The sequence below is a fragment of the Loktanella gaetbuli genome, assembly GCF_020531945.1.
GTDB classification, from domain to species: Bacteria; Pseudomonadota; Alphaproteobacteria; order Rhodobacterales; family Rhodobacteraceae; genus Loktanella; species Loktanella gaetbuli.
The window spans coordinates 113,515-133,505 of the sequence record NZ_JAJATZ010000007.1; the positions used below are offsets into that span (position 1 = coordinate 113,515).

21 protein-coding genes and 1 pseudogene are annotated in these 19,991 nt (G+C 62.6%); 12 read left to right on the plus strand and 10 right to left on the minus strand.

Annotated elements, in window-relative coordinates:
• Positions 1-69: 69 nt before the first annotated feature.
• Positions 70-1,077, minus strand: a complete 1,008-nt coding sequence (trxB, locus tag LGQ03_RS14115) for a thioredoxin-disulfide reductase (protein WP_226748910.1) — start codon at positions 1,075-1,077, stop codon at positions 70-72.
• Between the two features lie 156 nt (positions 1,078-1,233).
• Here trxB and LGQ03_RS14120 point away from each other — a divergent pair, with 156 nt between their 5' ends.
• Positions 1,234-1,734: an Lrp/AsnC family transcriptional regulator gene (locus LGQ03_RS14120; protein ID WP_226748911.1), complete on the plus strand. Its 501-nt coding sequence runs from the start codon at positions 1,234-1,236 to the stop codon at positions 1,732-1,734.
• A 58-nt stretch (positions 1,735-1,792) separates the two neighbouring features.
• On the opposite strand, the gene LGQ03_RS14125 is transcribed toward LGQ03_RS14120, so the two are convergent.
• On the minus strand, positions 1,793-2,479 hold the full coding sequence (locus LGQ03_RS14125; RefSeq protein ID WP_226748912.1) for a Hint domain-containing protein: 687 nt from the start codon (positions 2,477-2,479) through the stop codon (positions 1,793-1,795).
• A gap of 363 nt (positions 2,480-2,842) precedes the next feature.
• Between LGQ03_RS14125 and LGQ03_RS14130 the strand changes: the two genes are divergently transcribed.
• On the plus strand, positions 2,843-3,970 hold the full coding sequence (locus LGQ03_RS14130) for a carboxylate-amine ligase (RefSeq protein ID WP_226748913.1): 1,128 nt from the start codon (positions 2,843-2,845) through the stop codon (positions 3,968-3,970).
• Between the two features lie 118 nt (positions 3,971-4,088).
• Here LGQ03_RS14130 and LGQ03_RS14135 read toward each other — a convergent pair whose 3' ends face one another.
• The 4 genes from LGQ03_RS14135 to lgt form a co-directional block, all read right to left on the minus strand.
• Positions 4,089-4,268, minus strand: coding sequence for a hypothetical protein (locus tag LGQ03_RS14135; RefSeq protein ID WP_090158474.1), 180 nt, complete (start codon positions 4,266-4,268; stop codon positions 4,089-4,091).
• 270 nt (positions 4,269-4,538) lie between these two features.
• Complete coding sequence (gene pgeF, locus LGQ03_RS14140) at positions 4,539-5,297, minus strand: peptidoglycan editing factor PgeF (RefSeq protein WP_226748914.1); 759 nt, start codon at positions 5,295-5,297, stop codon at positions 4,539-4,541.
• Positions 5,294-6,349: a class I SAM-dependent methyltransferase gene (locus tag LGQ03_RS14145; RefSeq protein ID WP_226748915.1), complete on the minus strand. Its 1,056-nt coding sequence runs from the start codon at positions 6,347-6,349 to the stop codon at positions 5,294-5,296. The genes pgeF and LGQ03_RS14145 overlap by 4 nt, the downstream gene beginning before the upstream one ends.
• Positions 6,346-7,221 carry a prolipoprotein diacylglyceryl transferase gene (gene lgt / locus LGQ03_RS14150; protein WP_226748916.1) on the minus strand — a complete coding sequence of 292 codons (876 nt, stop codon included), beginning with the start codon at positions 7,219-7,221 and terminating at the stop codon, positions 6,346-6,348. Before lgt ends, LGQ03_RS14145 begins: the two co-directional genes overlap by 4 nt.
• 109 nt (positions 7,222-7,330) lie before the next feature.
• Between lgt and LGQ03_RS14155 the strand changes: the two genes are divergently transcribed.
• Both LGQ03_RS14155 and LGQ03_RS14160 read left to right on the plus strand, forming a co-directional pair.
• Positions 7,331-7,573, plus strand: coding sequence for an accessory factor UbiK family protein (locus LGQ03_RS14155; protein WP_056032536.1), 243 nt, complete (start codon positions 7,331-7,333; stop codon positions 7,571-7,573).
• A gap of 97 nt (positions 7,574-7,670) precedes the next feature.
• Positions 7,671-8,003, plus strand: a complete 333-nt coding sequence (locus LGQ03_RS14160) for a zinc ribbon domain-containing protein YjdM (RefSeq protein ID WP_090158478.1) — start codon at positions 7,671-7,673, stop codon at positions 8,001-8,003.
• Between the two features lie 24 nt (positions 8,004-8,027).
• Here LGQ03_RS14160 and LGQ03_RS14165 read toward each other — a convergent pair.
• The 4 genes and pseudogenes from LGQ03_RS14165 to cobU all read right to left on the minus strand — a co-directional run bounded on the left by LGQ03_RS14165 (position 8,028) and on the right by cobU (position 11,713).
• Positions 8,028-9,541 (minus strand): annotated as a pseudogene (locus LGQ03_RS14165) (YifB family Mg chelatase-like AAA ATPase).
• Positions 9,542-9,675: 134 nt separating this feature from the next.
• Positions 9,676-10,542, minus strand: a complete 867-nt coding sequence (locus tag LGQ03_RS14170; protein WP_226748917.1) for a glutathione S-transferase — start codon at positions 10,540-10,542, stop codon at positions 9,676-9,678.
• 77 nt (positions 10,543-10,619) lie between these two features.
• A complete protein-coding gene (locus tag LGQ03_RS14175; protein ID WP_226748918.1) occupies positions 10,620-11,192 on the minus strand; it encodes a histidine phosphatase family protein in 573 nt (190 codons plus the stop codon).
• Positions 11,189-11,713, minus strand: a complete 525-nt coding sequence (gene cobU / locus LGQ03_RS14180) for a bifunctional adenosylcobinamide kinase/adenosylcobinamide-phosphate guanylyltransferase (RefSeq protein ID WP_226748919.1) — start codon at positions 11,711-11,713, stop codon at positions 11,189-11,191. The genes LGQ03_RS14175 and cobU overlap by 4 nt, the downstream gene beginning before the upstream one ends.
• Positions 11,714-11,802: 89 nt before the next feature.
• On the opposite strand from cobU, the gene LGQ03_RS14185 reads away from it, so the two are divergent.
• From LGQ03_RS14185 to LGQ03_RS14220, 8 genes are all read left to right on the plus strand, one after another.
• Positions 11,803-12,681, plus strand: coding sequence for an RNA polymerase factor sigma-32 (locus LGQ03_RS14185; protein WP_056032555.1), 879 nt, complete (start codon positions 11,803-11,805; stop codon positions 12,679-12,681).
• Positions 12,678-13,448: a ChaN family lipoprotein gene (locus tag LGQ03_RS14190; RefSeq protein WP_226748920.1), complete on the plus strand. Its 771-nt coding sequence runs from the start codon at positions 12,678-12,680 to the stop codon at positions 13,446-13,448. Before LGQ03_RS14185 ends, LGQ03_RS14190 begins: the two co-directional genes overlap by 4 nt.
• A gap of 61 nt (positions 13,449-13,509) precedes the next feature.
• Positions 13,510-14,703, plus strand: a complete 1,194-nt coding sequence (coaBC, locus tag LGQ03_RS14195) for a bifunctional phosphopantothenoylcysteine decarboxylase/phosphopantothenate--cysteine ligase CoaBC (RefSeq protein ID WP_226748921.1) — start codon at positions 13,510-13,512, stop codon at positions 14,701-14,703.
• A 62-nt stretch (positions 14,704-14,765) separates the two neighbouring features.
• Positions 14,766-15,215 carry a dUTP diphosphatase gene (gene dut, locus LGQ03_RS14200; protein WP_404807665.1) on the plus strand — a complete coding sequence of 150 codons (450 nt, stop codon included), beginning with the start codon at positions 14,766-14,768 and terminating at the stop codon, positions 15,213-15,215.
• Positions 15,215-16,264, plus strand: coding sequence for a HesA/MoeB/ThiF family protein (locus tag LGQ03_RS14205; RefSeq protein WP_226748922.1), 1,050 nt, complete (start codon positions 15,215-15,217; stop codon positions 16,262-16,264). The genes dut and LGQ03_RS14205 overlap by 1 nt, the downstream gene beginning before the upstream one ends.
• Before the next feature lie 40 nt (positions 16,265-16,304).
• Positions 16,305-17,084, plus strand: a complete 780-nt coding sequence (locus LGQ03_RS14210) for a transporter substrate-binding domain-containing protein (RefSeq protein WP_226748923.1) — start codon at positions 16,305-16,307, stop codon at positions 17,082-17,084.
• Positions 17,085-17,103: 19 nt separating this feature from the next.
• Positions 17,104-17,877, plus strand: coding sequence for an amino acid ABC transporter permease (locus tag LGQ03_RS14215; RefSeq protein ID WP_226748924.1), 774 nt, complete (start codon positions 17,104-17,106; stop codon positions 17,875-17,877).
• 89 nt (positions 17,878-17,966) lie between these two features.
• Positions 17,967-19,991 (plus strand): M3 family metallopeptidase, encoded by a 2,025-nt coding sequence (locus tag LGQ03_RS14220; protein ID WP_226748925.1) that lies wholly within the window; start codon positions 17,967-17,969, stop codon positions 19,989-19,991.

Sequence of the window (19,991 nt, forward strand, 5' to 3'; positions counted from 1 at the left end):
CAGAAAAAACGGGGCCGGTCTGCAATGCGCAGCCCGGCCCCGAATTTGCATCAAATTGGCCTGCGCCTTTTACTCGGCTGCGTTCACAGGCGCGCCGTAGCCCAGCGGCAATGTCGTGTCGGCCTCGACATCACTGTCTTCCTGTTCGGCCAGGAACCGTTCCGCATCCAGTGCCGCCATGCAGCCCATCCCGGCGCTGGTCACGGCCTGACGATAGACATGATCGGTCAGGTCACCAGCGGCGAAAACGCCGGGGATCGCCGTGCGTGTCGTGCCGGGTTCGACCACCACATAGCCGCCATTGTGGGTTTCCAGCTTGTCCTTGACCAGTTCGGACGCCGGCGCGTGACCGATGGCGATGAACACGCCCTTGGCTGCGATTTCCGTGATCTCGCCGGTTTCGACGTGTTTCAGGCGCACCGCCTCGACCCCCTTGGGGTTTTCCGTGCCGACGATCTCGTCGATCTCGTGGAACCACAGGGTTTCGATCTTGGGGTTTTTCAGCAAACGGTTTTGCAGGATTTTTTCCGCGCGCAATTCGTCGCGGCGGTGCACCAGCGTCACCTTGGATGCGAAATTCGTCAGGAACAGCGCCTCTTCGACGGCCGTATTGCCGCCGCCGACCACGATGATTTCCTGACCACGGTAGAAAAACCCGTCGCAGGTCGCGCAGGCGCTGACGCCAAAACCCTTGAATTTATCCTCGGATGGCAGGCCCAGCCATTTTGCGCGGGCACCGGTGGCCAAAATCACCGCGTCAGCCGTCACAACCGACCCGCTGTCGCAGGTCGCGGTAAAGGGACGTTTGGACAGGTCCAGATCCGTGACGATGTCATGCACGATGTTGCAGCCCATCGCGCGGGCGTGGGCCTCCATCCGGACCATCAGGTCGGGGCCCTGCACTTCGGTATCGCCGGGCCAGTTTTCGACCTCGGTGGTGGTGGTCAGCTGACCGCCCGGTTCGATCCCCTGGATCAGCATGGGTTCCAGCATCGCGCGGGATGCATAGACGCCTGCGGTATAGCCTGCCGGGCCAGAGCCTACGATCAGGACACGGGTGTGCTGGGGTGTGGACATGGGACCTCCTGTCGGTGTTGTTCCCCATATAGTCGGGCCGGGCTGGCAGCGAAAGGTCAACTGCGTTTCTGAAAGTTGCGCGTCAATGAAACTTTGTTGCGCAGGTTTGCCTTTGGTCGTAGTAATCAAAGCAACAACAAGGAGAGACCCCCCAAAATGCCGGGTGCAAAGCTGGACGAAATCGACCGGATGATTCTTGCAGAACTCCAGGCCGATGGCCGGATGACCAATGTGGAATTGGCAAAACGGGTCGGCATCAGCGCGCCGCCCTGCCTGCGCCGTGTCCGCACACTGGAGGAGCAGGGCTATATTCTCGGCTATCACGCCGATGTCGATCCGCGCGAACTGGGGTTCGAGGTTCAGGTTTTTGCCATGGTCGGTCTGGTCAGTCAGGCCGAGGCCGATCTGTCGGCATTCGAGGGGCGTTGCGAACATTGGCCGCTGGTACGCGAATGTCATATGCTAAATGGCGAGGTCGATTTTATCCTGAAATGCGTGGCCCCCGACCTGCGGACCTTTCAGCGTTTCCTGACCGAGGAATTGACCAGCGCGCCCAACGTGGCAAGCGTCAAGACGTCCCTCGTGATCCGTGGTGCCAAGGATGAGCCGGGCGTACCGTTCGATGTGCTCGAGGCGCGACTGGCAAAAGACGCCTGATACTACCCGTCATAAGCGTATGCCTATCCGCCAGACGACATGTCCTGTGACATAGGCCTCATGCAATGGATGACAGGTCCAGATCGCGCAGATGCAGGCGTGGATGCAGTAACGGGCCGAAATCACCCAGCTGCTGCATGTGCGGAAACATCGACATCAACAGCTCGCGGCCGTCATTGCGCAGCTTGAGCAGGTGCGGCAGGCCGGGGTGCAGCGATTCAACCTCCAGACCGCCGCCGATGAGGATGCTGGCATGTTCGCGAAAGCCCAGCTGATAGACGTCGACCGCCGTGGCCGGATGCAGTTCGACGATCGCGGACTGGTCGATGAAATCACGCGCGGGGATGAACGATACCTCGTCGCCGGACAGACGCTTGCTCATGTTGTGACGGTGGGCAATGCGTGCGGCCGGGCCAAGCACGAGGTCCGCATTCGGTTTGCGGTAGCCCAGTGCGTCCTGCGTCAATCGCGTCATCGTTCCCATCTCGGGATTTGCGTTCTGCGCCCCCGGTACGATCTGCATGCAGCCTTTCCACAAGAGCTGAACCATACCGTGACTGGTCGTCATCACACGGTCGCCGGGCCACAGGTCCTCGACCGCGCAGGGGCCGGTGTCCGTGGTAACGATCGCGCCGCGTCCAATCGCGGCAAAGCAATTTTCAAAAAGAGGTATTGCCGGGGCAATCCGGGTCACATCATCAATGTCAGAAGAGGGAGTCAGATGGACAATCTCGTAGCGACGCATGAGAGGCTTCACGCGTCGAGATTGTCCATCCAGACCAGCTGTCCGGTCTGAGGAAACCGGGGTCGTATTTCGTTGCGGCGCATAAGACGCGGACCGCGGGAGGGACTGATTTAACATGTGTCGCACCATCTGGCTTGTCACATCATCTGTCGGCCCCACCGACAACATCTGAGGAGATCGTTGCTGTTGGGTTGATTAAGGCGTCATCCGCCGCATTTCGTCAAACTATTCGCAGGATTGAGTTGTGACCGGCGATAGTTCTCCGTCTTGGCGGTGATTGTTTAGGGAATGACGGGGAATTTTGCCATATTTGGCCGAATCAAAGGTCTGCACGCGGCGGGAATCACGAGGGAAAGCACAGACGTGACACAGTTGCCTGAATTCACCATTGGGATCGAAGAGGAATATCTGCTGGTCGATGCAGATACGTTTGACCTGGTTGCAGCACCGGATTCGCTGATGGCGGCACTGACCGGGGCGCTGGGGAATCAGGTCAGCACCGAATTCCTGAACTGCCAGGTCGAGGTCGGAACCGGAATTTGTGCCACCATCGCCGAGGCACGCGCCGATCTAGGGCAATTGCGCAGAACCGTTGCGGAACTGGCCGCAGACCATGGGCTACGGCCTGTCGCGGCCTCTTGCCATCCTTTTGGTGATTGGAAACAGCAAGGCCGCACGGACAAGCCGCGCTATGAACAGCTGGACGATGATCTGGGGGCCGTCGCACGACGCATGTTGATCGGTGGCATGCACGTTCACGTGGGGTTGCCCGATCAGGACAGTCGCATCGCGCTGATGAACCAGCTGTCCTATTTTTTGCCGCATCTTCTGGCCTTGTCCGCGTCTTCGCCGTTTTGGCAGGGCAGGGACACCGGGCTTGCCAGCTATCGCATGGCGGTTTTCGATTCCATGCCGCGGACGGGGTTGCCACCGCGCTTGCGGGACTGGGCGGACTGGGAATCGCGTGTCCAGCGCCTGGTCGGGCTTGGTGTGATCGAGGATTCGTCCAAGATATGGTGGGATCTGCGCCCGTCGGGCAAATTTCCCACGCTGGAGACACGAATTTGCGATGTCTCCCCGCGCCTCGCGGATACGCTGACGATCGCGGCGGTCGTGCAGGCGCTGACCCGGACGTTATGTCGGCGCACCCGCAATGGACAGCCCTGGCGGGAATCCGACCCGATCATGGTGCAGGAAAATCGCTGGCGCGCGCAGCGATACGGTGTCTCGGCTGGCCTGATCGACAGCGCAGCCGATCGGATCGTGCCGATGCCGCAGCTGATGGATGAACTGCTGGATCTGATTTCAGAGGATGTGTCGGCGCTGGATAGCGTGGCCGAGGCGTCGCGGATTGCCGATATCGCAAGGTCGGGAACCGACGCGGATCGCCAGCGGGCGCTGTATCATTCTGCAATGGATGGGGGTGCTGACACCCATGACGCGCTGTGCGCCGTGGTTCGCGCCCTGGCGGATGATTTTACCGCCATCTGAGTGGCCAGTGCGTCCCTCTGGTGTGGTGGAAAAAGCCCGTGCGGCCAGAGGTGGTCCGCACGGGGGCAGTGGACCGGCCGAGGGGAAGCAGCCGGTCGTCGGGAAATCGGTGCGCGGCCTAGCCTGCCAGCGACATGCCTTCGGGAAGCGGTGCCAGAGAGATCTTCTTGTCGCGACCTTCGGTTTCAAGCCGGCGCGCGATCATGGCCTGACGGCGCAATCCGCGCTCCCAGGGCATCTTGGTCGTGCATTTCTCGGCTTCGGCGATGGTGTTCTTCATCCAGCGTGATTTGCTCATAATCTCGGTCCTCTGTTTCAAAAAGCCCGCACTTTTCTGCGGGATTGGAAACAGTTTCACCCCGGGAATGGGCAGCAATTGGACAATCGATCGGGATTTTCAGTTTTTGTGCAGGCAGGGGCGGATGAACTTTGGCAACGTTGTTGCCGCATGCGAAACACGATGTTTTCAGTGTTTTTGTGCTGAATTTTGGGTCAATGCGGCCCGCGGCCCGCGCATTGTTTCGCGTTTTGTGGCAAAACGGCGGCGGCATGTCGCCGCAAAGCGGCCCTAATCCAGCACGATGGACGCAATCATGCGCCCGTAATCTGCATCATTGGCATGGGTGGACCTGCGATAACTGAAGAATCGCGCAGGGTCCGCATAGGTGCAGTGCCGCGTCCATGATGCATGACCGATCCCGGCACCGCGCAGCCGGTGCAACCCGTAGGCGGGCAGATCGAAATGCAGCCTGTCGCCTGCGCCATTCGCAAAGAATCGGCTGTTGGCGTCGTCTTCGGTCAAAAAGGCATCCATGAACTCCGGTCCGACCTCATAGGCGGACTGGCTGATGGATGGTCCGATGACGGCGCTGATCCGCGCCCGGTCCGCACCCAGTGCCACCATTGCGTCGATCGTGTTTTCCAAGACGCCCGACAGCGCGCCTTTCCAGCCGGCGTGGGCCGCGCCGATCACCCGCGCCTGCGCATCGGCGAACAGCACGGGCTGGCAATCGGCGGTCAGGGTGCACAGGGCAACGCCGGGGGTGGCCGTGACGATCCCGTCGGCCTTGGGCAGTGTGGTCAATGGCCCCGTGACGGCCACCACATCGGGCGAATGCACCTGATAGACACCCACCAGCCAATCCGGGTCGACCCCCATGTGACTTGCGACCCGTTCACGGTTGATCGCCACGATTTCCGACTGATCGGCGCTGCCGATCCCGCAATTGAGCGATGCGTAGATACCAGAGGACGCACCACCCTTGCGGGTGAAAAAACCGTGGCGCAAGTTTGCCAGGGCATCGTCGGTAATCGGGGCAAGTGTCATGCGGTCAGTCCCGGTGGCGGCGTGCTGCCTGCGGCATACAGGCCCAATACCTTGAATAGGTCGCCCATTTCGGCGGGGTGGGTCAACCGTCGATGGGCCGAAATCAGGGTTTCGCGTGCGGGTTCGCTCAAACCTTTGGCAAGCGCCTGCGCCCGGTTGCTGATCCCGAGGCGTTCGAGGAACACGCCTTGTGGCGTTAGTTTGCTGTGCAGCGCAGGCTGTGCTGCCTGCGCCAATGCCGCGAAATCGACATGCGCTGTCAGGTCCGCCGCCCCCGGTGTCGCAAAGGGATCGACGGGCTGGTGCGCCTGCACCGCCTGGAACGTGTCGCCGAAACTGGTCCAGCCGCCGTAATCCACGATCAGTGCCGCACCACCATGACCTGCGATGCGCGCACCGATAATGCGTGCTGCGTCCTGCGCATGCTTGCTGACCTCGATCACGTCGCCGTCGCGGGTGTCGTCCATGCGGTCCGCCAGCATTGCCAGCGGGGCGGGTTCGGTCAGTCCCAGCGTCAGTGCACCATCCGACAGTCCCACGACACGTTCGCGCCAGCCACGATCGTCGCGCTGAAACTGCCGGATCGGCAGCGCGTCGAAAAATTCGTTGGCGACCAGAAACAGGGGCTGGGCAGGCAGGGCATCCAGATGATCCAGCCAGATCGCATCGGGCACCAGCTGCGCCTGTGCCGCGCGCAGCACCGGGGATGCCTCGATCAGATGGACCTCTGCGGCATCGCGGAATCCCGGCACCCGTGCTGTGGCGCGCAGGATATCCGCCATCAGCGTGCCGCGCCCCGGTCCCGGTTCAGCCAGCGAAAACCGCTTGGGCGATCCCTGATCCATCCACGCCTGCGCCAGCGCGAGGCCGATCAGCTCTCCGAACATCTGGCTGATCTCGGGCGCGGTTATGAAATCGCCAGCCGCCCCGAACGGGTCGCGGGTCGCGTAATAGCCGTCGATGGGGTCCAGCAGGCAGGTGGACATGTAGTCGGCCAATGTCATCGGGCCGTCAGTGGCGATGCGCGCCATCAGACGATCAGCCAGTGTCATCGGCGCGAAAGGAAGATCAGTGTCAGACCAAACAGGATCATCGGCAGGCTAAGCAATTGGCCCATCGTCAGACCCCATGCGCCGAAATCCAGCGCCCAGCCCAGCGGGTTGCCCGGGCCCTGAAACTGCGCATCGGGCTGGCGTACGAATTCGATCATGAACCGCGCCAGCGCATAGCCCGCGCAGAACACGCCCGTGATGAACCAAGGTGCCTTCAACCCGCCACGGCGGTATACAAGAAACAGCAGGATCGCGCCCAGCACCAACCCTTCGAGTGCGGATTCGTACAATTGGCTGGGGTGCCGTGCGCACAGCCCCATTATGTCACCACAGTCCTGTGCCGCAGCCCCGGGAAACACGACGGCCCAGGGCACGTCGGTCGGGCGACCCCACAGCTCTCCGTTGACGAAATTCGCGATACGCACCAGCAGGATCGCGGGTGTCGCGGCCAGACAGGTCACGTCCGCCATCGACCCGAACGACGCGCCATTGCGGCGGCTGAACAGATAGACTGCCAGCACGACCCCCAGAAATCCGCCGTGAAACGACATGCCGCCGGTCCAGATCGCGGGAATTTCCAGTGGATTGGCCAGGTAGTAAGCCGGTTGGTAGAACAGGCAGTAGCCCAGACGCCCGCCCGCGATCACACCCACCACGATATAGGTCAGGTAATCCTCCAGCCGCGCCGCCGCGACCGGCGGTTCACCGCGCCACAGCACGGGGCGGTTCAGCGCCTGCTTGATCATCTGATAGCCGATGGCGATGCCCACGATATAGGCCAGCGCATACCAGCGCAGGGCAAAACTGCGCCCGAACAGGTCGATCGAAAATACCTCGGGCGAGATATCGGGAAAGGGAAGGGCGGCCAACATGCCGCCATCTGTGTAATCGGGCGCGGGTGAAGTCAACCAGCCGCGCTTGAATACAGGCGCGCCGCCGCCCATATACGATATAACAAATTCCTCAGCGCAGGTGGATACCATGCAACAACGCGGCAAGATTTTCGACGACATCAGCCAATTGATGACCAACGCGATGGGCGTGGCCCAAGGTGCCAAGGACGAGGCGAACAACGCCATCTCGGGCATGATGGACCGCTGGCTGGCCGACCGTGATTTCGTCACGCGCGAAGAATTCGACGCCGTCCGCGCCATGGCGCAAAAGGCGCGCGAAGAGAATGCGGCCCTTCTTGCGCGGATCGAGGCGCTGGAAGCCAAAGGCTGACCTGACCCGCGAAAACGGACATCGAAAGAATACCCGCCCGCATCCGCGTGGCGGGTGTTTTGTTGTGTGTGGCACGCCGGTGGTCTAGGCGGTGCAGGTGGATGATACCCTGCCACCGTGCCCCGAATGTGCTGCCGACATGACATATGCGGTTGATGCCTTGTTGAATTGTCCCGCCTGCGGCCATGCGTGGTCAGCCGCGGATACCGCCGCTGACGTGGTGCGCGATGCGGTGGGCAACCCGCTGGCGGATGGCGACACGGTCACCGTGATCAAGGATCTGCGCCTCAAGGGCGGGTCCGGTGTGGTCAAGGTCGGCACAAAGGTCAGCAATATCCGTTTGGTGGACGGCGATCACGATATCGACTGCAAGGTCCCCGGATTTGGCCAGATGGGCCTGAAATCGCAATTCGTGAAAAAGGTGACCTAGGCACCGGACCAATGGGTTTGGAACCTAGACCTCCTTGGTCAGGGTCAATCGAAAGCTGACGGCCTCGGCGATATGGGCGCGGCCCACGTCATCGCTGGATTCGAGATCGGCAATCGTGCGGGCGACGCGTAGCACGCGGTGATATCCCCGCGCGGACAGGCCAAAGCGTTCGGCCACGTCGCGCAGCAACGCGCGGCCTGCATCGTCAGGGGTAGCAACCGCCTCTAGCACGTCGCCCAGTGCATCGGCATTGGACCACATCGCGGATTCTTCGTCATAGCGATCCGTCTGGATGCGGCGCGCACCGGCAATGCGCTGAGCGATCACCTGTGATGTTTCGCCTGTCGCGGGCAAGTCGAGATCGGTATAGGCCACCGGCGGCACCTCGACCCGCAAATCGAAACGATCCATCAGTGGCCCGGAAATGCGTCCAAGGTAATCGTCGCCACAGACGGGTGCGCGCCCGCAAGCGCGGGCCGGATCGGGCAGATACCCACATTTGCAAGGGTTCGCCGCCGCCACCAGCATGAACCGGCAGGGATAGCGGACGTGCGCATTGGCGCGGGCAACGACCACCTCGCCCGTCTCGATGGGTTGCCGCAGCGTTTCCAGCACCTGGCGCGGAAATTCGGGGAATTCGTCCATGAACAGCACACCATTGTGCGCGAGGCTGATTTCGCCTGGTTTGGCCCCGCGCCCGCCGCCGACGATTGCGGGGGTGGATGCGGTGTGATGCGGTTCGCGAAAGGGTCGCGTGCGGTTGATGCCGCCCTCGGTCAGCAATCCCGCGACGGAATGGATCATCGAGGTTTCCAGCGCCTCGACCGGCGTCAGAGGCGGCAACAGACCGGGCAGGCGGGCAGCGAGCATGGATTTGCCTGATCCCGGCGTGCCGACCATCATCAGATGGTGCCGCCCGGCCGCCGCGATTTCCAGTGCGCGTTTCGCACGTTCCTGGCCCTTGACCTCGGACAGGCAACGCGCGCCGCTGTGTTGGGTGACCTCGCCAGCCTCGGCAGGGTCCAGCACGCGGCGTCCGGTGAAATGGTCGATGGCCTGCGACAGCGTGGCAGGGGCCAGGACGCGGACGCTGTCCACCCAGGCGGCCTCTGCACCGCAGGGCTGCGGACACATCAGCGCGCGATCCTCTGACCCGGCGGCCACGGCGGCAGGCAGTGCGCCTGTCACTGGCACCAATGCGCCGTTCAGCGACAGCTCGCCCAGGGCCACGGTGGCGGCGATGTCATCCTTGGGCAGGATGTCGATGGCCCCCAGCACCGCCAGGGCGATGGGCAGATCGAAATGCGACCCTTCCTTGAGGATGTCGGCAGGCGACAGGTTGATGCTGATCCGTGCGCTGGGAACGCGATGGCAAGGGCTGCGAGGGCCGCCCGCACACGCTCGCGTGCCTCTGATACAGCCTTGTCCGGCAATCCCACGATGGCAAAGGCCGGCAGTCCGGGGGTGATGGCGCATTGCACCTGCACCAGCCGCGCGTCGATGCCGTCAAAGGCGACTGTATAGGCAAGGGCGGTCATGGCGGCCTGTGGTGGTTGCCGTGCCAGTTGACTGCGAGATCGTTGTTAATTGGTTAACGCCGGGCTGATTTCGATGTCGGAGGGGGCGCTGCCCCCGCCTGCGGCCCCCCGGGATATTTCTGACCAGAAGAAGGTCAGACCAGTGCCATGAATTTTGGCCATGCAGCAGGATCGGCCACGGTCTTGTCGCGGCAAAACGCGTTGCAAAATCCGAACGTGCGTCCGTCCATGGTCATGAGGTGGGTCACGGGATCCCCCGAATAAGGGCAGGTCCGGTTTTCGGCGGTGCCCTGATCGACGGCGCGGGCCTGCAGTGGCGCGGGGCCGGGCCAAGGGCGTTTGGGCAGATCCATCGCATAGGGCATCGGATCGTAGCTCTGCGTGAGCCCCATCGCCCGCCATTGCCGGATCAGCGGATCGTTCAGGTGGGCGGCAACATAGGCCTGCGCCGCGTCAGACACCGGCAGGTCGTATGTGGCGATGCGCAATGCCGCGGGCGCATAGAAAACATCCGCCAGCGAATAGGTCCCGAACAGCCAGGGACCGCCGGCTCCATGGCGCGCACGGGCCAGCGCCCAGAGTGTTTCCAAGCGCGCCAGATCGGCCAGCACGTCCGGTCCGGGGGTGAACCCTTGCCAGCCGTGGGCCAGCATCATCGGACAATCGCCGCGCAGGGCCGCAAATCCGCTGTGCATCTCGGCCACGAGCGACCGGGCCAGCGCGCGTGCGCCGGGATCGGCCGGGTACAGACCGGCCTGAGGATGCGCCTCAGCCAGTGTTTCGGCCATGGCGATGCTATCGGTCAGCACATGGCCCTGCGGCGTCCGCAACACCGGGACAGTGCGTGCCGGAGCCAGATCAGCAAGGTCGGCCGCCATCGTCCCGGAATAGAGCCCCACCATATGGCTGCGGTACGGCAAATCAAAGGCTGCAAGCATCAACCATCCGCGCAGGGACCAGCTGGAAAACGTACGGTCTCCGATAAACAGGTCGTAGGTCATGGTGGATCTCCTTGATGTTAATCCATTTTAGCGGGCAAATGTGGCGTCGCGCCAACGGTTATCCGTGATAGGGGCCATCAAGGGCGGTGATTGACCGCACCCAGCGTCCAGCCGTCGATGCCCCGGTCTATCCTGCTGACACTGAGCGGGTCGATGCTGTGGCTCATCGCCTGATAGGCATTGCCCCCGGCGCGGGTGAATTGCGACATGATCACGCCCATGTGGGCCACCACGATCAGATGTTGCGGGGCATGGAACGCAATCAGCGCGTCAATTGCCGCGGTGACCCTGTCCGTCAGGTCGTTCCAGCTCTCGCCGTCGGGTGCGCGCAGGTCACCGGGCTGTTCCCAGAACTGACGTGACAGCACCGGGTCGCGGGCACTGACCTGTGTATGGTGCAAGCCGTCCCAGGCACCAAAATCGATTTCACGCAATGCCGGGTCATGGGGCAGACGCAGGCGGTCACCCTGGATGGCATCTGCCGTGGTCACGGCGCGGATCAGATCCGACGATACCACCGGCCCGGCCGGCAGGTGGCCGGCAAGACGCGCCAGCGCTGCCCGGTCTGACAGATCCGCTGGCACATCACGCCAACCGGTCATGGATTTTTGATGCGTGGGCCCATGCCGGACCAGCCAGAGCGTCGTCATGGTGCCGCCTTGAGCACCAGGGGCAGGCCTGCCATCACGGCGACCACCTGATCGGCCTGTGCGGCCAGGTCGCGGTTCAGGCGGCCCTGTGCCGCACGGAACCTGCGCGACAGCGCGTTGTCCGGTACGATGCCCATGCCCACCTCGTTGGAGACCACGACGACGGGGCAGGGGCAGGCGGCAATCGCATCCAGCAGATCGGCACAGGCGCGGTCCACATCCGCCTCTGCCAATATCACGTTGGTCAGCCACAACGTGACACAGTCTAGCAGTACCACGGCGTCCGGCGATTGCCTGCGCAGGACCTGCGGGGCATCCATCGGGGCCTCTATCGTGGTCCAGTCCGGTCCGCGTTGCAGGCGGTGGGCTGCAATTTTCGCCCGCATCTCATCGTCAAAGGCCTGGGCTGTCGCAACGTAAACCCTTGAAATTCCAGTCTTGGGCAAGAGCGCCTCTGCATAGGCGGACTTGCCAGAGTTGGCACCGCCTAGAACGAAAGTAACTTTGGCCAACTTTTTCATGGAACTTTAATGCTTTCGTCGCGTTCTCAACCCAAGTTCAAGCTGTACCCGTTCGGAATGACAAACAGCAAGCTTCAGGGGGATGACCAATGGCGTTTGATGGATTTTCAGATCAGAAACTCTCACGCACAGCAATGAAGGCCGAATTGCTGGATGCGGAAACAGAACTCAGACTGGCCTATGCCTGGCGCGACGAGCGATGCGAGGAAAGCCTGCACCGCCTGATCACCGCTTACATGCGTTTGGCCATTTCGATGGCGGCCAAGTTCAAACGCTATGGTGCTCCGATGAACGACCTCATTCAGGAGGCCTCTGTAGGTCTCATGAAGGCGGCCGAAAAATTTGATCCCGATCGCGGTGTGCGATTTTCGACCTATGCGGTCTGGTGGATCAAGGCGTCCATTCAGGACTATGTGATGCGTAACTGGTCGATGGTGCGCACCGGGTCCACGTCCAGCCAGAAATCCCTGTTTTTCAACATGCGCCGGGTACAGGCGCGTCTGGAACGCGAAGCCGCGGCCGAAGGTCGCAAGCTTGAAGGGCACGTCATGCGCCAGTTGATTTCGACCGAGGTGGGCGTTCCGCTGCACGATGTCGAAATGATGGAAGGCCGGCTGTCCGGGTCCGACTATTCGTTGAACGCGACCCAATCCTCCGAAGACGAAGGGCGCGAGTGGATCGACGCGTTGCAGGACGACAGTTCTCAGGCGGCGGAAAACGTGGAATTGTCGCATGACAACGAACGTCTGCGTGGCTGGTTGCTGGCGGCATTGTCCGATCTGAACGACCGCGAACGGTTCATCGTGCGCGAACGCAAGATCCGCGATGACCCCCGCACCCTCGAAAGTCTGGGGACAGAGCTTGGGCTGTCAAAGGAACGCGTGCGTCAGCTCGAGGCTGCGGCCTTTGGCAAGATGCGCAAGAACCTCGAGAGCCAGAGCCGGGAAGTGATGAACTTCCTCGCATGATCCGCCTGATCGCGGCTATTTGCCTTGCGACACCTGCTGTCGCTGACGTCGGTCCGTTGCCACGGGCCGACGTTTTCGTGTTGGGTGAACTGCATGACAACCCCGATCATCATGCCATGCAGGCGGAACTGATTGCACGGATCGCGCCCAGTGCGCTGGTGTTCGAAATGATCAGTCCGGCGGATGCACAGGCTGTGACGCAGATCGACGATCCTGCGGCCCTGGGGGCAGTCCTGCGCTGGTCGGAAAAAGGCTGGCCGGATTTCGCGATGTATCACCCCATCTTTCTGGCGGCACCGGATGCGGTCATTGTCGGGGCCGATGTGGACCGCGATGACCTGATGGCCGCGATGCAAGGCAGTGCAGCCGATGTGCTGGGAATAGGCGTCACGGGTTTCAACCTGTGGACAAACTTTGGACCCGACTATGACGGGCTGATTGCCGATCAACGCGATGCCCACTGCGGGATGCTGCCAGAGGACATGCTGCCCGGCATGGTCGAGGCGCAGCGCCTGCGGGATGCGGCCTTGGCGCTGGCCACGCGTGATGCGTTTGACGACACCGGCGGGCCGGTTGTCGTGATCACAGGTAACGGTCATGCCCGCATTGACACTGCGGTGCCTGCGCTGCTGGCGACCTTGGCACCCGAGCTGTCCGTCTGGGCGCTGGGCCAGTTCGAGACCGACCCCGGGGATGCGCCATTCGATGCGGTCCATGTGACGCAACCGATCCCGCGCGATGACCCTTGCCTGATGCTGGCGAACTAGCCGCCGTTGCATCACGCGCGCGGCCTGCCTACACCTGTATCGACCACAGGCGGGGCACCTCATGTTGCATGGCAAACGAATCCTCTTGATCATCGGTGGCGGTATCGCGGCCTACAAGTCGCTGTTGCTGATCCGGTTGCTGCGGGCCTCGGGGGCCAGCGTTACGCCCGTAATGACGCGTGCGGCGTCGGAATTTGTGACCCCCCTCAGTGTTGCATCGCTGGCCGGGGAAAAGGTCTATGACCACCTGTTCGATCTGACCGACGAGGCCGAGATGGGCCATATCCAGCTGTCGCGCGTGGCGGACCTGATCGTGGTGGCACCCGCGACTGCCGATCTGATGGCGCAGGCGGCCAGCGGTCTGGCGCGTGATCTGGCGACGACGCTCTTGCTGGCGACCGACACGCCCGTGCTGATGGCACCCGCGATGAACGTGCGCATGTGGAACCACCCTGCAACCCAACGCAACCTGACCACGTTGCGCGGCGATGGTGTCCGTTTTGTGGGACCGGATGAGGGCGACATGGCCTGCGGCGAATACGGCCCCGGTCGTCTGGCAGAACCAGAGGCGATCATGGACGCCATCCGGGCGCAGCTGGCGGACGGACCATTGGCGGGCAAGCATGTGATCGTGACTTCCGGTCCGACGCACGAGCCGATTGACCCGGTGCGCTATATTGCCAACCGTTCCTCTGGGGCGCAGGGCACGGCGATTGCCGTGGCGCTGGCGGCACTGGGTGCAAGGGTGACATTCGTGACCGGTCCTGCGGATGTGCCGCCCCCGCAGGGTGTGCAGGTTGTGACCGTGCAGACCGCGCGGCAGATGCACGCGGCCGTCATGGCAGCGCTGCCGGCCGATGCGGGCGTTTTTGCTGCGGCGGTCGCGGATTGGCACGTCGCCAATGCCGGCGACCAGAAAATCAAGAAAACCAGGGACGGCCTGCCATCACTGTCCTTTGCCGAAAACCCCGACATCCTTGCCACGGTCGCGGGGCTGGATCAGGACCGCCCCCGGCTTGTTGTCGGTTTTGCTGCCGAAACGCAGGATGTTCTGGCCAATGCCACCGCCAAACGCCTGCGCAAGGGCTGCGACTGGATCGTCGCCAATGATGTGTCCGAGGGGACGGGGATCATGGGCGGATCGGAAAATGCCGTGACCCTGATCACCGAGGCCGGGGCCGAGGACTGGCCCCGCATGGACAAGGGACAGGTCGCGCGGCGTCTGGCACAGAAACTTGCCGAGGCGCTGGCATGAGGCTGCGGGACGCCTCGCCGGCGGGGCGGATATTTTTGACCAGAAGAAGGTAGGACCTGCGCTTGAGGATCAACGTTGCCTTTGTCGATGGGGCGGATCGTGACCTGCCGCTGCCGTTTTATGCGACGGGTGGTGCGGCGGGTGCGGATGTTTGTGCAAACTTTGCTGATCGCGGCACGCTGACGCTGGCCCCCGGCGCGCGCGCGGTGGTCCCCACGGGTCTGCGCATGGCGATTCCCGACGGGTTCGAGGTGCAGGTGCGGCCACGGTCGGGTCTTGCGCTGAAACACGGTGTGACTGTGGTGAACGCACCCGGCACCATTGACAGCGATTACCGGGGCGAGGTTGGCGTTCTGCTGGTGAACCTCGGCGATATGCCCTTTGTGGTCAGCCACGGGATGCGGGTGGCGCAACTTGTCGCGGCCCCGGTTGTTCAGGCGCAGTTTGCCCTAGGTTCCCTGACAGACACCGCGCGCGGTGCTGGCGGATTTGGATCGACGGGGACTGACTGATGATCATGGTTTTTGCGATGATTGGCGCGATCTGGGGGATCGGTGCCGTCATGAAGGCTCCGCGCCGTGGGCGCTGGATCATGACATTTGTCCTGCTGGGCGTGGTGATCCTGACCCACCTCGTTCTGCCTGCGGACAATGCGCTGCGGCAGGCCACGGGCGGGGATGCCCGCCTGTGGTTGCTGCTGATCGCCGCCGGTATCCTAATCAAGGGCTATTCCGTGATCCTGCGTCGCCTCAAGGCGCGGGTGCAGCCCGTTGAAACACAGGCCCCGCGCAAGGGATTTACCGAAACCGAACTAACACGCTATGCCCGGCACATCATGCTGCGCGAAATCGGCGGGACCGGGCAGGCGACGCTCCAGGGCGCGCGCGTTCTGGTGGTGGGGGCCGGCGGGCTTGGGTCGCCTGCGCTGATGTATCTGGCCGCCAGTGGTGTCGGGACGATCGGTGTGATCGACGATGACGACGTGGATGCCAGCAACCTGCAACGGCAGGTCATTCACCGCGACGCCTGGATCGGCACGCCCAAGGTGGCGGCCGCGAAACAGGCGATCCTGGAACTGAACCCGCATGTCAAGCTGCGCCCCTATCACCGCCGTCTGACGCCCGAGATCGCCGCCGACCTGATCGCGGATTTCGATCTGGTGCTGGACGGCTGCGATAATTTCGAAACGCGCTACCTGGTCAACGAAACCTGTGTTGCCGCGGGCGTGCCGCTGATCGCAGGTGCGCTGACGCAATGGGAAGGGCAACTGGGACTGTACGATCCGGCGCGCGGTGGGCCCTGTTTTGCCTGCGTGTTCCCCGCAGCCCCGGCCCCTGACCTGGTGCCGACCTGCGCCGAGGCGGGGGTCGCGGGCCCGCTGCCCGGTGTCGTGGGATCCATGATGGCGGTCGAGGCGCTGAAGCTGCTGGTGGATGCGGGGACGGGCCTTCGCAACAGGCTGCTGATTTATGATGCACTTTATGCCGAAACCCGCGACATGAAGACCAAAGCGCGCGCCGACTGTCCTGTCTGTCAGGGACGGGGCTTGCACGTGACATGACGGATTGTCACTGTCAGACATCACATCCTTGGGGGATCACATGAAAATCATCACCACCATCGCCGCCACCCTGTTTGCGGGCGCGGCCAGCGCTGCGGCCCATTTGCCGGACCTGTCAGGGCAAGAGATCACGGTCGCTGTCGAAAATGCCTACCCGCCGCTGCAATTCATGCAGGACGGCGCGGCCGTGGGTTGGGAATACGATGCCATGGCTGAAATTGCGGCCCGACTGAACCTGACCATCGACTATCAGACCATCAGCTGGGATGCGATGATCCCCGCTGTGGCCGAAGGCCAGTTCGATCTGGGCATGACCGGGATCACCATCCGCGAGGACCGCGCAGAGGTGGTCGATTTTTCGGACAGCTACATGACCTCGGAAATGGTCATGCTGGTTCGCGGTGACGAGGATCGGTTTACCGATGCCGCCAGCTTTGCCGCCGATGCGGAGTTGCTGATGGCTGCCCAGCCCGGCACGACACCGTTCTATGTCGGCGTCTATGACGTGCTGGACGGTGACGAGGCAAACCCCCGGATCGTCAAGATGGAGACATTCGGTGCCACCGTGCAGGCGCTGCGCACGGGTGACGTGGATCTGGTCCTGACCGACGGCACGGCAGGTCAGGGTTATGTCGATGCCAGCGATGGCGGGCTGAAGATCATCGGGGAAAAACTGGGGACCGAGGATTTCGGTTTCATCTTTCCCAAGGGGTCCGATTTGGTTGGGCCGATGAACGCCGCCATTGCCGACATGCAGTCGGATGGCACCATCGACGCGCTGAACACCAAGTGGTTCCTTGATTTCAAGATGGGCGAATAAGGATCGCCGGGCAGCGCGCGTGACACCGCAGGTGCCCGGCGACCGGGATTTTCCTTGGTGGCTGGTGGCCGTCGTCGGTCTGGGGATCTGGATGTTTTATCAGGTCGCGACCGACGACGCCTATCGCGGCGTTGTGGGTACGCTGGCTAAGGGTATCCAGATCACCGTTTTCGTGGCGATCGTCAGCTACCTGATGGCCTGCGCGCTGGGCCTGCTGCTGGCGGTCATGGCGTTGTCGAAATCGCGCGTCCTGCGGCAGGTTGCGCGGTTCTATGTCGAGGTGATGCGCGGGATCCCGATCATCGTGCTGCTTCTCTATGTGGCATTTGTGCTGGCCCCGGCGCTGGTCAGTGCGTGGAACGCCATCGGCCTGCCAGAGGCGCGCACCCGTGATTTCAGTCTGCTGTGGCGCGCGATCATCGCGCTGACACTGGCCTATGCGTCGTTTCTGGCAGAGGTGTTTCGCGCCGGGCTGCAATCCGTGGACCGTGGCCAGATCGAAGCGGCCGAGGCGCTGGGCCTGGGACGGTGGCAGCGGTTCCGTCACATCGTCTGGCCACAGGCGCTGCGCACGATCCTGCCGCCGCTGGGCAATGATTTCGTGGCCATGGTCAAGGATTCCTCGCTGGTGTCGGTCGTGGGCGTGGCCGACATTACCCAGCTGGGCAAGATTACGGCGGCGGGCAATTTCAGATACTTCGAGACCTATAACGTTGTCGCATTGATCTATCTGACGATGACCATTGGGTTGTCCATTGCGCTGCGCCGGTTTGAACGTGGACTGCGCCGCTGACGCGGCTGGTTGAGTATTTTCAGCAAGATGATGCAGGGGGGTGTGAGCCGTGGCACCCAATCCTTATGTTGATGGCAAAGGAGAATGACATGACCAATCCGCTACTGACCGCTTGGGACACGCCCTTTGGACTGCCGCCGTTCGATGCGATCGAGGACGATCATTTTGCACCCGCGGTGGAAAAGGCATTGGGGGAGGCACGTGCGGCGATCAACGCGATTGCGACCTCTGATGAGGAACCCAGCTTTGCCAACACCATTGAAGCGATGGCATTGGCTGAGGGCGATCTCGACCGGGTTCTGGGTGCGTTCTACGGTGTTGCTGGGGCGGACAGCACGCCCGCGCGCGAGGCGTTGCAGCGCGATTTTGCGCCGCTGCTGTCGGCCTTTGGGTCGGAAGTGTCCAGCAACAAGGACCTGTTCGCGCGGATCGAGACCCTGTGGCAGGCCCGCGATACGCTGGATCTGACCGACGAACAGGCCATGGTGCTGAAACTGACGCACCGGTCCTTTGTGCGTCAGGGGGCAGAGCTGGAAGGCTATGCCAGTGACCGGCTGCGCGACGTGACCGCGCGGCTGTCGGTGCTGGGCACGCAGTTCAGTCAGAACCTGCTGGCGGATGAACGCAGCTGGTTCATGCCATTGTCAGAGGATGAATTGGCCGCGCTGCCTGATTTCGTGGCCGACGCTGCCCGTGCGGCGGGTGAGGCTGGCGATCATGGTGGCCCCGTCGTGACCCTGTCGCGTTCGCTCATTGTGCCTTTCCTGCAATTCTCGCCCAACCGCGCCCTGCGTGAACGCGCGTATAACGCATGGACGTCGCGCGGGATGAACGGTGGTGACACGGACAACCGCGATCTGGCGGCGGAGACGCTGGCGCTGCGGGCCGAACGCGCCAATCTGCTGGGCTACGACAGCTTTGCCGATTTCAAGCTGGAAACCGAGATGGCCAAAACCCCGCAAGCGGTGCGCGATTTGCTGATGCAGGTGTGGGAGCCTGCGCGCACAAGCGCGGAGGCCGATCAGACCAAATTGCAGGCGATGATGCACAACGATGGCGCGACCGGTCCGCTGGAACCCTGGGACTGGCGTTACTATTCGGAAAAGCGCCGGCAGGCCGAACATGATCTGGACGAGTCCGTGATCAAGCCATACCTGCAACTGGGCCGCATGATCGACGCGGCGTTCGACTGTGCCAACCGCCTGTTCGGCCTGGAATTTTCACCGATCGACGCACCGACCTACCACGCGGACGTGCGTTTGTGGGAGGTCACGCGCGATGGTCAGCACGTCGCCGTGTTCATGGGGGATTATTTCGCACGGGCCTCGAAACGGTCGGGCGCATGGTGCATGGCAATGCGCAGTCAGCAGCGGCTGGCGGGCGACATTCGCCCCATCGTCATCAACGTCTGCAACTTTGCCAAGCCTGCCGCCGGAAAACCTGCGCTGCTGTCCTATGACGACGCGCGCACGCTGTTTCATGAATTCGGCCACGCGCTGCATCAGATGCTGTCGGATGTGACCTATGCGTCGGTCAGCGGCACATCCGTCGCGCGCGACTTCGTCGAGCTGCCGAGCCAGTTGTTCGAACACTGGCTGGAGGTGCCAGAGGTGCTGACCAAATACGCGACGCATGCCGACACAGGGGACGCGATGCCAGCCGAGATGTTGGATCGCCTGCTGGCCGCCAGCACCTATGACATGGGGTTCCAGACGGTTGAATATGTCGCCAGCGCCCTGGTCGATCTGGAATTTCACGCAACAGATGACGCGCCGCGTGACCCGATGCAGCGACAGGCCGAAATCCTGGAAGAGATTGGGATGCCGCATGCCATTGGCATGCGCCATGCGACGCCGCATTTTGCCCATGTGTTTTCCGGCGACGGCTATTCCAGCGGCTACTATAGCTACATGTGGTCCGAGGTGATGGACGCCGATGCATTCGATGCCTTTACCGAAGCGGGTGACGCGTTTGATCCCGCGCTTGCAAAGCGGCTGGAAGACACGGTGCTGTCATCGGGCGGATCGGTCGAACCCGACGTTCTGTATACCGCGTTCCGGGGGCGGATGCCGGGGGTCGATGCGCTGTTGCGCGGGCGGGGTCTTGCCGCCTGA

What these genes read in the sequence shown, in the direction of transcription:
- LGQ03_RS14210 (WP_226748923.1), top strand. Translation starts at nt 16,305, where the DNA reads ATGAAAATCATCACCACCATCGCCGCCACCCTGTTTGCGGGCGCGGCC.
- LGQ03_RS14125 (WP_226748912.1), bottom strand. Translation starts at nt 2,479, where the DNA reads ATGCGTCGCTACGAGATTGTCCATCTGACTCCCTCTTCTGACATTGAT.
- cobU (WP_226748919.1), bottom strand. Translation starts at nt 11,713, where the DNA reads ATGAAAAAGTTGGCCAAAGTTACTTTCGTTCTAGGCGGTGCCAACTCT.
- pgeF (WP_226748914.1), bottom strand. Translation starts at nt 5,297, where the DNA reads ATGACACTTGCCCCGATTACCGACGATGCCCTGGCAAACTTGCGCCAC.
- coaBC (WP_226748921.1), top strand. Translation starts at nt 13,510, where the DNA reads ATGTTGCATGGCAAACGAATCCTCTTGATCATCGGTGGCGGTATCGCG.
- LGQ03_RS14145 (WP_226748915.1), bottom strand. Translation starts at nt 6,349, where the DNA reads ATGACACTGGCTGATCGTCTGATGGCGCGCATCGCCACTGACGGCCCG.
- LGQ03_RS14170 (WP_226748917.1), bottom strand. Translation starts at nt 10,542, where the DNA reads ATGACCTACGACCTGTTTATCGGAGACCGTACGTTTTCCAGCTGGTCC.
- lgt (WP_226748916.1), bottom strand. Translation starts at nt 7,221, where the DNA reads ATGTTGGCCGCCCTTCCCTTTCCCGATATCTCGCCCGAGGTATTTTCG.
- LGQ03_RS14175 (WP_226748918.1), bottom strand. Translation starts at nt 11,192, where the DNA reads ATGACGACGCTCTGGCTGGTCCGGCATGGGCCCACGCATCAAAAATCC.
- LGQ03_RS14185 (WP_056032555.1), top strand. Translation starts at nt 11,803, where the DNA reads ATGGCGTTTGATGGATTTTCAGATCAGAAACTCTCACGCACAGCAATG.
- LGQ03_RS14155 (WP_056032536.1), top strand. Translation starts at nt 7,331, where the DNA reads ATGCAACAACGCGGCAAGATTTTCGACGACATCAGCCAATTGATGACC.
- LGQ03_RS14220 (WP_226748925.1), top strand. Translation starts at nt 17,967, where the DNA reads ATGACCAATCCGCTACTGACCGCTTGGGACACGCCCTTTGGACTGCCG.
- LGQ03_RS14120 (WP_226748911.1), top strand. Translation starts at nt 1,234, where the DNA reads ATGCCGGGTGCAAAGCTGGACGAAATCGACCGGATGATTCTTGCAGAA.
- LGQ03_RS14190 (WP_226748920.1), top strand. Translation starts at nt 12,678, where the DNA reads ATGATCCGCCTGATCGCGGCTATTTGCCTTGCGACACCTGCTGTCGCT.
- LGQ03_RS14135 (WP_090158474.1), bottom strand. Translation starts at nt 4,268, where the DNA reads ATGAGCAAATCACGCTGGATGAAGAACACCATCGCCGAAGCCGAGAAA.
- trxB (WP_226748910.1), bottom strand. Translation starts at nt 1,077, where the DNA reads ATGTCCACACCCCAGCACACCCGTGTCCTGATCGTAGGCTCTGGCCCG.
- LGQ03_RS14205 (WP_226748922.1), top strand. Translation starts at nt 15,215, where the DNA reads ATGATCATGGTTTTTGCGATGATTGGCGCGATCTGGGGGATCGGTGCC.